The organism is Roseiflexus sp. RS-1, from assembly GCF_000016665.1.
In the GTDB taxonomy this organism is placed as follows: Bacteria; Chloroflexota; Chloroflexia; order Chloroflexales; family Roseiflexaceae; genus Roseiflexus.
In genome coordinates this window covers 4,450,028-4,463,156 of the sequence record NC_009523.1, presented here as the reverse complement: position 1 = coordinate 4,463,156, position 13,129 = coordinate 4,450,028, and the positions used below count along the sequence as shown (strand labels likewise).

At 59.5% G+C, this 13,129-nt stretch carries 9 protein-coding genes and 3 pseudogenes; 1 reads left to right on the top strand and 11 read right to left on the bottom strand.

The genetic code is table 11. The features are described 5' to 3' along the window. Window positions 1-864: 864 nt before the first annotated feature. The 9 genes and pseudogenes from ROSERS_RS18370 to ROSERS_RS26950 all read right to left on the bottom strand — a co-directional run. Window positions 865-4,233 (bottom strand): Swt1 family HEPN domain-containing protein, encoded by a 3,369-nt coding sequence (locus ROSERS_RS18370; protein ID WP_011958262.1) that lies wholly within the window; start codon window positions 4,231-4,233, stop codon window positions 865-867. Between the two features lie 505 nt (window positions 4,234-4,738). Continuing rightward, window positions 4,739-6,103 (bottom strand): annotated as a pseudogene (locus ROSERS_RS18365) (DUF1156 domain-containing protein); the annotation flags it as partial. 33 nt (window positions 6,104-6,136) lie between these two features. Next, window positions 6,137-6,962 (bottom strand): annotated as a pseudogene (locus tag ROSERS_RS27435) (IS5 family transposase). A gap of 111 nt (window positions 6,963-7,073) precedes the next feature. After that, on the bottom strand, window positions 7,074-7,571 hold the full coding sequence (locus ROSERS_RS18355; RefSeq protein WP_157041148.1) for a hypothetical protein: 498 nt from the start codon (window positions 7,569-7,571) through the stop codon (window positions 7,074-7,076). Continuing rightward, window positions 7,559-7,996: a hypothetical protein gene (locus ROSERS_RS18350; protein ID WP_011958258.1), complete on the bottom strand. Its 438-nt coding sequence runs from the start codon at window positions 7,994-7,996 to the stop codon at window positions 7,559-7,561. The genes ROSERS_RS18355 and ROSERS_RS18350 overlap by 13 nt, the downstream gene beginning before the upstream one ends. Continuing rightward, window positions 7,993-8,346 carry a HepT-like ribonuclease domain-containing protein gene (locus tag ROSERS_RS18345; protein ID WP_011958257.1) on the bottom strand — a complete coding sequence of 118 codons (354 nt, stop codon included), beginning with the start codon at window positions 8,344-8,346 and terminating at the stop codon, window positions 7,993-7,995. Before ROSERS_RS18345 ends, ROSERS_RS18350 begins: the two co-directional genes overlap by 4 nt. Next, window positions 8,343-9,146: a nucleotidyltransferase family protein gene (locus tag ROSERS_RS26510; RefSeq protein WP_198136322.1), complete on the bottom strand. Its 804-nt coding sequence runs from the start codon at window positions 9,144-9,146 to the stop codon at window positions 8,343-8,345. The genes ROSERS_RS18345 and ROSERS_RS26510 overlap by 4 nt, the downstream gene beginning before the upstream one ends. A 242-nt stretch (window positions 9,147-9,388) precedes the next feature. Next, window positions 9,389-9,970 (bottom strand): hypothetical protein, encoded by a 582-nt coding sequence (locus ROSERS_RS18335; RefSeq protein WP_011958255.1) that lies wholly within the window; start codon window positions 9,968-9,970, stop codon window positions 9,389-9,391. Window positions 9,971-10,013: 43 nt separating this feature from the next. After that, a pseudogene (locus ROSERS_RS26950) lies at window positions 10,014-10,135 on the bottom strand (IS5-like element ISRfsp3 family transposase); the annotation flags it as partial. 748 nt (window positions 10,136-10,883) lie between these two features. On the opposite strand from ROSERS_RS26950, the gene bcp reads away from it, so the two are divergent. Then, window positions 10,884-11,360, top strand: a complete 477-nt coding sequence (gene bcp / locus ROSERS_RS18330; protein WP_011958254.1) for a thioredoxin-dependent thiol peroxidase — start codon at window positions 10,884-10,886, stop codon at window positions 11,358-11,360. A gap of 450 nt (window positions 11,361-11,810) precedes the next feature. On the opposite strand, the gene ROSERS_RS18325 is transcribed toward bcp, so the two are convergent. After that, window positions 11,811-12,422, bottom strand: coding sequence for a Uma2 family endonuclease (locus tag ROSERS_RS18325; protein ID WP_011958253.1), 612 nt, complete (start codon window positions 12,420-12,422; stop codon window positions 11,811-11,813). A 56-nt stretch (window positions 12,423-12,478) separates the two neighbouring features. Continuing rightward, the gene (locus ROSERS_RS18320; RefSeq protein ID WP_041335739.1) at window positions 12,479-13,090 is read right to left on the bottom strand and encodes a Uma2 family endonuclease; all 612 of its coding nucleotides are present in this window, start codon (window positions 13,088-13,090) and stop codon (window positions 12,479-12,481) included. Window positions 13,091-13,129 lie beyond the last annotated feature (39 nt).

Genomic DNA, 13,129 nt, shown 5'->3' with positions numbered 1-13,129 from the left:
TTATTCCGCTATCCCCGCTAGCCGTGGGGCTGATGGAGATTGAAAATTAAATCCGCTATACTGCGCTAGCCGTGGGGCTGAAGCCCTCGGCTAGCCAGGGCGAAGCCCGCCTGCGCGGGCTGTAGCGGATTATTTACTCAAAGACCATAAGCCCTCGGCTAACCAGGGCAAAGCCCGCCTGCGCGGGCTATACCGGATTATTTGTTCAAAGACCATCATTTCGGTCGCCGCGTGAGGCGCGAGGCGCCCGTTTCCAGCAGAGGGTAGACCGAAATTCATTTCGGTCGCCGCGTGAGGCGCGCGATGGTGATTGCGGTCGTCCGAGGAGGGTTCAACCTTGTCCAACAGGTTCAACGGAAGGGGTCGCATTGCGCCTGGGAGCGAGGGCATCGTGCCCTCGGAGACGCGACGCGGACCGAGACGCCCGCGCGCCGTCCAGGTTCACGCGAACCGGGACGTCCGCAGGGTCTGCCCCTCTCAAGTGTAGAGTTTTTGCAGTTCCAGCCAAGCGTCGGCGACCCAATGCGTCTGCCCCTCTCAAGTGTAGAGTTTTTGGGAGAGATGAGCGATGTTCTGCATTCCTATGCGCCTTTGCCCCTCATCCCCCAACCCCCTTCTCCCACAAGGGGAGAAGGGGGAGTTTGGGCGTCCTGATGCCTGAAACGGGAGATGGCGCGCAGGGGTTTTCCAAAAACCTACCCTTGTAAAGGGTCAGCCCCGGGTGCGCGCGCCTCCGGCGCGCATGCGCGCGAGACGCCCGCACGCCGTCCGGGTGTAGCAGTCGCATTGCGCCTGGGAGCGAGGGCATCGTGCCCTCGGAGACGCGACGCACACGAGACGCCCGCGCTCTGTCCAGATTGAATATCACTCCTCGAACTCACAATTCCTGAACTTGAGCGTCCGACCATTCTCGATGACGATGCGCACAATGTTGTCAGAAAAGCCGTCTGGCAACCTGGCTTCAATTTCGAGCGTCACCGTTACCTGTGCACCGGGCTGACCAATCAGGTGCGCGATCACTTCCTCGGCGATGCGACCGGCATCACGACCAACCCGGTTGGGATCAAGGTGTACGGCGCCGTAGAACCGGCGCGGCGTGGCATGAGGAGTGAGCGGAGAGGAGTGAGGAGTGAGCGGAGAGGAGTGAGGAGTGAGCGGAGAGGAGTGAGGAGTGAGCGGAGAGGAGTGAGGAGCGCCCGGGTTCGTCGCTCCCTTCTCGCTGCTCACTGCTGGGCGCGCTTCTCTCGCATCGGCTTCCAGTTGCCTCTGCGCGACATCGGGTTTGACCAATACGCCGCCGCCATCTACGGTGAGCGTGATTCGTTCGCCAGCCTGCAGCCCCGCATACCGCCCTGTCTGTTCGTCGTAGCGTTCGGCATAGGCAAAGGTTTCGTCTGCCCAGGTGAGCATGGCGATCCCGTCGCAGATCGCCCGGATCAGCACGCCTGGTTCTGCCAGACGCGGCAGGTACAAGTATTTGGCAAAGTCTTCCACAAGCTGCCGCACCTCCACGTGATCGCCTCGCCAGAGCGGTATCCGGTCCAGGTAGGAGCGCAGGATCGTTGCGCCCAGACTGTTCAGGAGCAGTTCCTCACTCTGGAGCTTCTTGCCGGCCCGGACAGCCAGAGCATCGGTTCCGGTCAGGCGGAGCGCCTGCCATGTCATAGGGGATTGCGGCTTCTCTTGCGCTGGAACCAGCAGCCAGCAGTAGGTTTCCGGCAACCGGGCATCCACAGTCTGGTTGGCGCTCCGGTGCTGGGTTTCGGCCTGCCTGACCTGAAACGGTGAGAGGTTGAGCGTCTCGCGTTCGCTCAGGATCGAGTCCCAGGCCAGAAACGTGCGCAGCGCCTCGTCGAGGTCCTGGAGCCGCACCCGGTCGGCCGCCAGAAAGACCAGCGTGTTGCGATAGTGACGCGGAACATTGCCGCGCGATTCGAGGATGGCGCGCGCCGCCTTCTCGGCGGCATTGTCCGCCTCTTTGCTGTATGGATGTTCATGCGGCAGCACGACCAGGCGGGTTTCGAGGTCGTCTGGAACATCGGCGCCCGAACGCGGCAGGGGATGCACCCGTGAAAAGCCGCCTGAGTTGCGCAGGTTCGTGCGCAGGCGCTTTTCCAGCTCCATCGCCACCCGGTCTGGATCGCGGCGGAGTTGTTCGGCGCGATCTTCAGCCAGTTTGGTGACCGTGGGTTGGGTGTCGTACCAGAAGTGGCTGCCGTCCTGGTACAGATAGGTCGCGGTTGCAGCCAGTCGGCGCAGGGCGTCGCCAAACACGGACGGCGACTCGCCCGGCATGACGCAGCCGAGTTTGATGCGGCGATCTTCTAATCCCCGCCGCGCCGCCGCCTTCGGCGCCGAGCCGAGATAGACGGTGCGCGCCACGCGCCGCGTTGCCGATAGCTTGCCGACATTCGGCGTCTCGCCGTCGATCTTGAGCGGCAGTGAGTTGGGCCCGTCTACATCCTTCTGAATAATCGGCGCCCAGTTGTCGGAAAGGTAGCGGGTCAGCTCAAACTGCACCCGTGGATCGTCGATCGGAATGGTTGAAGGGAGGATCAACGGACTGCGGTCACCCTTTTCCCACAGGCAGTGGATCACCGCCGCCATCAACCGCAACACGCCACGGGTGCGCTGGAACGTGACCAGCGTTGACCAGTCTTCGTAGAGGCGGTCGAAGATCTCCGGGTGGATCGGGTAGGCTGCCTGAATGCGTCGTTCATAGTCGGTGGCGCGACACTCCGGCGGGAACTCGGCGGCATGGTTGGCGTACAATTCAGCAAACGCCCGCGCCGTCACGTCACGATACTTGAAGGCCTCCGGACCGGTGATCGGCTGGAACAGCCGACGCCGCACGATCTCGAACCCCTCTTCAGCGGTCGCCGGACGCCACGACGACTCGACGCGACCAACGACGTTGCGCAGCCGGTCCAGTGCCTCACGGCCACGGAGGCCGCCAACTTCTACATCATCCGCCTGAGCGTGGGGCGAGGTTGCCGTATCGGAGGCTGGCAGCGAGATGACCAGCAGACAGCGATCCGCCAGTTTCGCCGACTCGGTGAGCGCCTGGGCAAAGGAGAACTGGGTCTCGAAACTGCCGCCCGGCAGGTCGCTCTGGTCGTGGAGCTGGCGGGCATAGGCGACCCATTCGTCGATCAGGATGAGGCAGGGACCGTAGGTGTTGAACAGCTCACGCAGTCGGTCACCGGGGCTGGTGGCGTGTTCGTCGTCGCTGGCAATGCGGGCATAGGCGGCGGCGCCGCCAAGCTGGTATGCCAGTTCGCCCCACAGGGTGCGCACCACTGTGCCATCGGGCTTGACCATCGGGTTGCCGGGCGAGAGTTTGTTGCCGACCAGCACCACCCGCTTCACCATCGGCAGGCTCGTCACGCTCGCTTCGGCCAGCACTGTATCCACGCCGGGCAATGCAGCAGGGCTATGACCGGAAAACAAATGGTACAGCGCCAGCATCGAGTGGGTCTTGCCGCCGCCGAAGTTGGTCTGCAACTGCACCACCGGATCGCCGCCCTGTCCGGAGAGTCGCTTGACCGCACCCACCAGCAATCGCTTCAGGCTCTCCGTCAGGTAGGTGCGGCGGAAGAACTCCACCGGATCGCGGTACTCGTCACTCCCTTCACCGAGATGCACCTGCCACAGATCGGCAGCGAATTCAGCCTGCTGGTAGCGACCGCTGGCCACGTCGGGATGCGGCGTCACCACCTCGCGCCAGGGCTTGAGCATCCCACTGGCCGCCGCCTCGATCAGCGAGCCGCCCGCTTTGCGCTTCTCGCCACGCACCTGCTCGTCGAAGCGCACGCGCAGCAACTCGATCTTCATCCGCTCGATCTCATCGGCCTGCGCCGGAGCGGACACGGCATTGAGCAGTCGGGCCGCCGAATCGAGCACCCGGTAGGTGTCATCGGTCGAGAATGACTCCTGGTGCGCCCATTTGTTGCGCCACTCACGCAACTCACTGACCAGGCTGCGTTCGGTAAAGCCCAGGGTCTTGCGGAACACGTCGTTCCACTGCTCCCACATGATTTTGAGCAGCGCAGCACTATCGAGATGCGGCGTATCATCGTCGCGCCACGTCAACTCATTGCGCCAGGAGCCGGTGACGTTCGTCACCCAATATTTGCCATAGTGATTCTGCAACTCGCGCTCGATGAAGGGTTGCAACCCCTGGCGCAGCAGGTCAAGCGCTTTCCCGATCCGTTCCTGGTTGGTGATGGCCATGCGGTCCTCCTTGTGAGAAGCGAGTGGAGAGGAGTGAGAGATGAGCAGTGAGCAACGAGTGATGAGCAGTGATACCAAATCGTGATCGATCGGAGGCTTTCCTGCTGAGGCGCCACACGGTCGTTCCGAGATATTCCCAGTGCGCTGGAACGGTGCGCATCCCCGCCCTGCACAACCTGGGTGCGCGGGCGTCTCGCCCGCGTACAGCGATGTGACCAATCACGGGAGCGCAGGCAGCGTGCCCCTGGCTGTCCTGCGAGAGCGGGACGCCCACGCTCCGGAGCATCAATGTCGGCTTGCGTTTGTCGTTCATACTCAGGTCCTGCCAGAGCAGAACACCCACGCTCCGGGGTATCCCACAAGAGCGGGACGCCCACGCTCTGGGGCATCAATGTCGGCTTGCGTTTATCGTTCATACTTACGCACAAGATCCTGCAAGAGCGGGACACCCGTGCTCCAGGGTGCAAAGAATAGAGCACGTTCCTCACTCCTCACTTCTCACTCCTCACTCTTCAAAACTCATCTGAACCGGCGCATCACTGCGCCGCTCCCACGCCAGCCGCGCAATCTCCCCCCAGCTCTGCACCAGGGCGTTGTAGGCAAAGGCTTCATCCGGGCGCTTCTTGCGCTCGCAGATGGTGTAGAGCCGGTACGCCAGCTCGCGGGCCACATCAGCCCGACTGCCCAGCTTCGCCGCCAGATCCGCCGCCTGCATTTCACCGCCGGTCTCCAGCACCCGGATCAGGTGATGGACCGCTTCCCAATGCGTGACCCGGCTATCACCGGCCGGGTCCCAGGCGGCCGGGAGTTCCGCCGGTGTGAGCAGGCGCACCTTGCCCCGTTTCGCTTCGACCATCCCGGCGGCGACCAGCCCCTCGACGCTCGTATTCCTGGCTTTCGAGAGCGTCTCGGCCACGCCGTACTCGCCTTCGGCAAAGCCATACTGCTCGAACCAGGCCAGCGCCCAACGGGTGTCGGCGTCGAAATCACCCTCTTGCTCACTCAGCGCCTCGTCGAGCACCTGATTGATCAGCGCCAGCGCCTCGCGCACCCGCACCGGATTGCCCTGCGCGTCCACCACGCGGGCATAGCGGGTATAGACCGCCATCCCCGGACCGATCGCCGCCTGCGCCAGGTCGACCGGCGCGATGTTAGCGCGTTGCAACGCCGCCAGCGCCGCCGGCAGTTCGGCTTTGAGCGCGGCGACAAACTCGCGGCGGGTGGCGATGGGGGCATCTGCCGGGCGTGGTCGGCAGACCAGCACGATGCTGGAGGCGAGGGCGTTGGCGCCTTGCCCAAGGATACGGTTTCCCAACTCCGTGCGCATGGGCCAGGTGCCGGTGATAGCGAAGCCGGCCTGGATGACCGCTTCCAGGAAGGTTTCCCAGCCGGTGGAGGAGTGAGTGGAGAGGAGTGAGGAGTGAGAGAAGTGAGTGGAGAGGAGTGAGGAGTGAGAGTCGGGATTACGCGGTTCGCCCGTCGCTCTCTCTTCTCTTTTCTCTTCTCTCTCTTCTCTCTTCTCTTCCCTCACTTCTTGCTGCTTGAAGGCGTAGTAGATGGTGACCGGAAAGGCGGGGTGGGCCTGTACAGCCAGGTTGTGCAGCGCGCGGGTCATGCCTTCCATGAAGAAACGCTCGGCGGCCTGTTTGCTGCCGTGACGGTAGGGGGTCGCGACCAGCTCCTCAGCCTTGGGGGTGGACAGGGTGACGTAGAGGTCGGGAAAGATCGGTCTGAGCGTGCGGCGCAGCCAGACGTAGAAGAAGTCCGACAGGTCGGCATAGCCGATGTTGTCGTAGTAGGGCGGGTCGGTGGAGATGAGTTTGTTCGCGCTGATGGTCTGGGTTTGGGCATCGGCTTGTAGGGCAAATCCCATTTGTTCGGCGGGTAAGAGCGTGATCAAAAACTAACATCTCGGATAGAGCCGATTCAGGAGCATTGCAATAGAACCGAGATAAAGAAAGGCTTCGCTTGATTCTGGATTGCGGTTGTTGCGGCGAATAATTATTCGCCGCTCCCAGCGATTGCGTCCCGCCCACGCAATCGAGCGTTCCACCACCCATCGCTTCGGGATGACGGCAAATCCCTTTTGTCCAGGCGGTTTTTCAATGACATTCAGGCGTATCGTCGTGTTCTGTTGCATCCATTCATTTAACCCTTGTTTGTATCCTTCATCCACCCGAATCTCTTGCATCCGAGGAAACGATTGATGATGCGCGGCCAAAAGCCACTCCGCGCCTTCGGTATCAGAGATGTCCGCCGGATGGACGAGCACGCGCAGCAAGAACCCTTTTGTATCAACCCAGCATTGCCGTTTGCGCCCATTGACCTTTTTTTCCCCCATCGTAGCCGCGTTCTCCGCCTGCTTCGGTCGTTTTGACGGATTGGGAGTCCAGGACGCTGATGGACGGCTCCGGGTCACGGTCCAGCGCTTGTCGCGCCAGTTTCCGCAGCATATCATTCATTTTGACGAACGTTCCATCACGATTCCATTTGTCAAAATAGTACCGAACGGAGCTCATTGGCGGAACATCCGTCGGACGCATGCGCCATTGACAGCCCGTGCGATGTTTGTACAGCAGGGCGTTGACGATCGCGCGGCGATCGATGTCGGTCGGACGCCCGCCGTTGGGCGACGGGGTGACGACGAGTGGCGCGATGGCGGCCCATTGCGCATCGGTCAGATCGGTCGCATCCTTGGTTGGATAGGATCGAAGTGCACGTCGTGGCATACGAGATTGCTCCTCATCAGAACGGCATGGTCGCCATCACGATACCACAAATCTGGTTTTCTGATCGCCCTCTAAGCTCACCTCCATATCAGCAGCCTGTCCGCTTCCAGTCTAGGTTCGTTGTGTCCGCCGCCTCGCCGTCGTCAAACTCAACGGAATCGGCGGTAATCCGCGTGGGCGGTGGCGCCGGAGCTGGCGAATTGCTCTCTGATACCGGAATAGCATCACGTAGTACAGAATTTCACGGAATGATGTAGCGCAGGACTCCGTTTCTCTTGTACCCCAGGCGTGCGAATGCTCCGGTTCAGCCGCGTCGCGCTGCTGCAACACGCCGGTAAGCATCTCCTCCACGTTATCAAACCAGTACATTCTGTACTTAGCAGGCAGGCCATCTTTATCGGCAGTGTGCAAGAAGGCGAACACCTTTACCATTTTGCCATTATAGTTAAAATCCTTCTTTTCGCTGCTTGCTTTCTCGAAGATAGCCGAGTAACCATCAATCTTTCGCTGGTGGACGTGCTGCTTCAGTTGCTCGATCAGGTCATCACGACAACTCAACACCAGGATGTCATGCGGCGGAATTTCCCCACGCTGGATCAGCTCTCGCAACACCTCTTTACCAGCACCAGCGTCTTGCCAATGCCCATCGCCATCCAGAAACAGGCGCGGTTGATGAACTGCCTGTAGGCAACCTTCCCGTCCGCTGCTGTGTAGTACTCGCGCAAAAGATGCGCCAGCCGATGACTCTTCGCCAGTGAGATATCGAGCGCCTCGCTCAAGCCGTTGTCCTGATACCACCGGAAGAATTTCCGCTTGCGCTCGCGGTTCGTTTCGGCGTTCTCATCCGGTTGGTAGTTATGAACATTCTCGTAATACTTCCACAGCGTTTTGATAGCGTTCTCCACCGCCTTGCGCTGGTAGTCCCACAGCTTCTTCGTGCGCGAGAAGGCGCTGAGATCGAACGTATTCCATGTGACGGGCAGGCAGTCAAACCGTATGTTGTCTACCATTTCTTGCAGGTAAAGGCGAGTCATGTTCCCTGATCCTCCAGATCGCGCACGATCTGTTCGATCAGTGGCTGCAAGGAGGGGATGCGCTCCTTGACCACGAGCCAGACCGTTTCGTTATCTACGCTGAAATAGAGGTGGATTACCTTATCCCGCATCCCTGCCATTTCTTTCCAGGGGATTTGGGGATATTGAGCGCGAACATCATCAGGGACGCGTTTAGCCGCCTCACCAATGACTTCGATGGATCGCAAGATGGCATTCACGGTCTTCTTGTCAGCCACAAACTGCTCGTAGGTCATTCCCTGAATGAACTGCTCAGCATCCCGCATGTTCTGGAGGATGTCTTTGATATAGACGAGGACGTTCCGGCTCATAGGGCGACAGCCTCTTTGAGAATGGACTCACGCAATTCAGCGCGCACATCGCGTTTCGGCACAAGGTCCGCTTTCACACCCAGAACTTCACTGAGGTAAATTTCCGCCCCAACAAGTTCCAGAAGGCTGATCGGGCGGAGAAACTCCACCAACAGGTCAAGATCACTCTCCCCCACCTGTTCACCCCGCGCATATGATCCGAAAATGGCGACTACTGCTACGCCATATTTGTCCGCGAGAATGTCGCTCTGCTGTCTGATAATGTTTCGGATTTCGGTCAGCGTTTTCATGTTCACCACCATATGAGCAGCTTGATCCGCTTCCAGTCCAGGTTCGCCGTGTCTGCTAACCTTGCCGTCTTCCTTGACGGAATCGGCGGTGATCCGCTCGATCCACTCGCCGGTCAGATTGGATAGCGTCCCGGCAATATCAATGCCGTCGTAAAGCCTGCTCAGGTCCACCTTAACGGTGTTCTCTTCAGTGTTCACCTCCAGCGCCTCCAGCATCTTCAGGTCGCGCCGGAAAACGTACCGGTGGCAGGGGTCGTTGTCAGCGTCGTCGAACAGGTCGGCATCGGCATACCTGGCGCGGCGCCTGGTGTTTTCGTATTGCTCCAGGTGGTCGTATGTGCAGAAATGGCTGATGGTCTTTGAGTAAGTATTCCGGTATAGCCCGCGCAGGCGAGCTTCGCCTCGTAGAGCCGAGGGCGTATGGTCTTTGAGTACATAATCCGCCGTAGCCCGCGCAGGCGGGCTTTGCATTCCATAGCCGAGGGCTTCAGCCCCACGGCAAGGGCGCATACCAGATGTATTTCTCAATCTCCATCAGCCCGACGGCACGAGGCGCATACCGGATTAAATGCTCAATCTCCATAAGCCCTGCCCTCCCTGCGCCTTGCCGTCCTTCCATTTGTCTGAGAAGACACCTTTCACTGCCACAGACATTCTGGGTGCTCTCGACTTCGGGGAAAGCATCACCCAGATCACGCACGATCCATTGCAGCACCCGTTTAGGTGGTTTCAGACGTTGTTGCTGCCGTCGCTCATATTCCTGGATAATATTGCTTTCCCGCAAGCCAGAGAAATTTATCGATGTCTTTCAATGCGACATCCTCAAGTTGGTAATGGGAGCGAAATGCATTGATAACCTCCATAAACCGTGGATACCACCGCAGCTCTTCCTGGCGAAACTGAGCAAACCGATCTTGCTTCTGGTATCCCCAAAGCATTTGGTCAACAAATCTATCATAGATAGCGTAGGCCGTTGGATTGTGCCAGGCGCAGTACTTGGTTGCGAATGAGTAGTTATTCCGCTCTTTCTCACCCAACGTGATATGGGCGATCCGATGCACGATCTCCGGCGCACCGGCCTGAATCGCATCATCAACCTGAAGTCTGAAAATGTGCTCGGCAACTTGATAGGTTGCAAGAATACCGGTTCGATACAAATCGTTGAGCGTGACGACCTTTAAGAGTACGTCTTCGAATGTTCTGTTTTCTGGGCAACATCGGATGAGTTTGCCAAGCGCATTCTCGACCACATTCTGTACGTCGTTATATTGCTGAATATATGAGGTCACCAAATCTCGGGTTGGAGTTGGTAGGTGGACATTCGTGGCTGCCATCCTAGAACCTCTCTATATAGATTACCAGGGTTTATTTTGATTTTTAGAATACTATTTTTAATCGAATTCGGAAGTTATACAATCTGCTGCACGCCTCCATCACCTTATCCCGAAATGCGGAACAACTGGAACGTAGACATCATGGATGATCCGATACCGCTTTACCACTAAACCTTGATTGTGTCTATGATGCAGCCTCCGTCTTTGCAACCTGCCCAGGAGGGGTCTATGGCATCCGTATATTCCTCCCTGACGTTGACCTTGGCGGCATTAGTTCCTGAAATGATACAAGGATCAACCACGTCAAGTTCTCGTATAACGAGGGTTGCGGCAGCGACTGTACGTACAACGCTCGTCTCGCACGTTTGAATGATACGATCATAAATGTCCCTGGTCAACTTCTTCGCTCCTGGTATGGTCTTTGAGTAAATAATCCGCTACAGCCCGCGCAGGCGGGCTTCGCCCTGGCTAGCCGAGGGCTTCAGCCCCAAGGCTAGCGCGGTGGAGCGGAATAAATTCTCAATCTCCATGTAAGTGTTCACATTTCTCCTGGGATCGAGGGCATCTTGTCCTCGCGGATGCGACGAGGGCGGGACGCCCTCGCTCCGAGCGCATAGATGCGACGAGGGCGGGACGCTCTCGCTCCGAGCGCATGTATTACCCCAGGTGTGAACAGTTACTGCCCCCGCGCGCCCCCACAGTACACGCCATCTTCACGCACCGGCGTCCGCCACACAACGACCTTTCGCCGTATCGCTCTGGGAAGTCGTCGCACTGGTGAGGATCGCAGGTTGTGCAGCGGGGTTATGGTAGGATGGACAGCGACATGTTTCCTGACGCGGCATCCGCCTGGGGCGTGGTTGCGTTAGAACGATTGGTGAAGCAGGCATGATCTGGTTGTGGAGGCAAATGCATGGCTGAGCGACCGCTCAACGTTGGCGATCAGGCGCCGGATTTTACGGCGTTAACCGATACCGGTGCGACGGTCAAACTGTCCGATTTTCGTGGAAAGCGGGTGATCCTCTATTTTTATCCCAAGGATGATACGTCGGGTTGTACGACGCAGGCGTGTGGTTTTCGTGATGCATACCCGCAGATCGAGGAAAAGAACGCCGTTGTGCTCGGCGTCAGTCCCGACGGTGTGAAGTCGCACCAGAAGTTTAAGACCAAACATAACCTGCCGTTCACATTGCTGGTCGATGAGGATCACGCGATTGCGGAGGCATATGGCGTCTGGGTTGAGAAGTCGATGTACGGCAAGAAGTATTGGGGGATCGAACGCAGTCACTTCGTCATCGACGAGAACGGCGCAATTGTTGAAGCAGCGGTGAAAGTCAAGCCCGAAGAGAGCGTCAAACGTGCAGTTGCGGCGCTGGGTATCGAACGCTAGCGCGACGTTCAACACCAGGCGCTGGGGTCGTGTGCATCGTGCACCCATGCGGGCAGGACGCCCGCGCACCCATGCGGGCAAGATGCCCGCGCACCCATGCGGGCGGGACGCCCGTGCGCCCATGCGGGCAGGACGCCCGTGCGCCCATGCGGGCAAGATGCCCGCGCACTCATGCGGGCAGGATGCCCGCGCACCCATGCGGGCAAGATGCCCGCGCACCCCTGCGGGCAGGACGCCCGCGCACCCCTGCGGGCAGGATGCCCGTGCGCCCATGCGGGCAGCATGCCCGCGCACTCATGCGGGCAAGATGCCCGCGCACCCTGGCTGCACGTGGTTCAATCATGCTGAACTGTGCTATGTGCGACGTGCTGTTTGGATGGCGGGTTGCGCCAGAGGCGTCGTGCACTGACACCGAAGGATGCGTGTTTCAGAGCACAGGCGACTCCGGCACTACAGCGTCGTATCCGGCGCTCCGGCGAAGAGGTCGGCGACGCGGAAGGTGATGTCGGGCAGGCAGGCGAAGGCAACCTGGTCTGTTGCATCGGCGATGACCGGCGCTGCGTAGCGTCCGGGGGCTTCGAGCAGGTGGCGGCGCACCTGGCGCGTTTCCGGGTCTACCATTGCATACTCCGGCACGCCAGCCGCTGCATATGCTACCAGTTTCACCCGCTCATCATACGCGCGCGTCCCCGGCGACAGCACCTCGATGATCAGGTCGGGAACGCCGTAGATTCGCCCATTGCGGAACAGGTCGGCGCGCGATTGCAGCACGACAACATAGTCGGGTTGAACCGGATCGCAGCCGGGCATAATGACTCCAACCGGTGCAGGAAAGCAGTAAGCCGGCCCCGCATCTTCCGTCGCGATGCCGATAAAGCGCTCCAGACGCCGGATAATCCACTGGTGAAAACTGTGTGGCGCAGTCGTCATATAGAGCACTCCATCGATGATCTCATAGCGGTTGCCGTCATCCGGGAGCGCCTCCCAATCCGCCAGCGTCCAGTGTCCCTGGAGCGGACCGGCGACGACCGGCGAGTCGGTTTTGATCACGAGTGCGGTCATGGTTCCCCCTCTGGCGAAAGCGTCACTTTGTGACGAACGTGACCGGATCGATTGCTCTACATTGTCGTATCCGGTGCACCGGCGAAGAGGTCGGCGACGCGGAAGGTAATGTCCGGCAGGCAGGCGAAGGCAACCTGGTCTGTTGCGTCGGCGACGATCGGCGCTGCGTAGCGTCCGGGGGCTTCGAGCAGGTGGCGGCGCACCTGGCGCGTTTCCGGGTCTACCATTGCATACTCCGGCACGCCAGCCGCCGCATATGCCGCCAGTTTGACCCGCTCATCATACGCGCGCGTCCCCGGCGATAACACCTCGATGATCAGGTCGGGAACGCCGTAGATTCGCCCGTTCCGGATGATCTCTGCGTTTGCAGCACGAATGAAGATTACGTCCGGTTGAACTGGATCACATCCAGGCATAATGACGCCGATCGGCGCCATAAACATATAGCCAAGCCCCCGTTCCTTCGCTGGCAACCCGACGAACTGGATCAGCGAGAGAATGATCCACTGGTGAAAACTATGTGGCGCAGTCGTCATATAGAGCACTCCATCGATGATCTCATAGCGGTTGCCGTCATTTGGGAGCGCCTCCCAATCCGCCAGCGTCCAGTGTCCCTGGAGCGGACCGGCGACGACCGGCGAGTCGGTTTTGATCACGAGTGTGGTCATTATTCCCTCCTCAGCAGCGATTTCCAGTTCGCGGTCCGA

Bases quoted from the DNA above. Each gene is read 5' to 3' on its own strand.
- ROSERS_RS18350 (WP_011958258.1), bottom strand. From the start codon at position 7,996: ATGACTCGCCTTTACCTGCAAGAAATGGTAGACAACATACGGTTTGAC.
- ROSERS_RS18320 (WP_041335739.1), bottom strand. From the start codon at position 13,090: ATGACCACACTCGTGATCAAAACCGACTCGCCGGTCGTCGCCGGTCCG.
- ROSERS_RS18370 (WP_011958262.1), bottom strand. From the start codon at position 4,233: ATGGCCATCACCAACCAGGAACGGATCGGGAAAGCGCTTGACCTGCTG.
- ROSERS_RS26510 (WP_198136322.1), bottom strand. From the start codon at position 9,146: ATGCGCCCTTGCCGTGGGGCTGAAGCCCTCGGCTATGGAATGCAAAGC.
- ROSERS_RS18325 (WP_011958253.1), bottom strand. From the start codon at position 12,422: ATGACCGCACTCGTGATCAAAACCGACTCGCCGGTCGTCGCCGGTCCG.
- bcp (WP_011958254.1), top strand. From the start codon at position 10,884: ATGGCTGAGCGACCGCTCAACGTTGGCGATCAGGCGCCGGATTTTACG.
- ROSERS_RS18345 (WP_011958257.1), bottom strand. From the start codon at position 8,346: ATGAGCCGGAACGTCCTCGTCTATATCAAAGACATCCTCCAGAACATG.
- ROSERS_RS18335 (WP_011958255.1), bottom strand. From the start codon at position 9,970: ATGGCAGCCACGAATGTCCACCTACCAACTCCAACCCGAGATTTGGTG.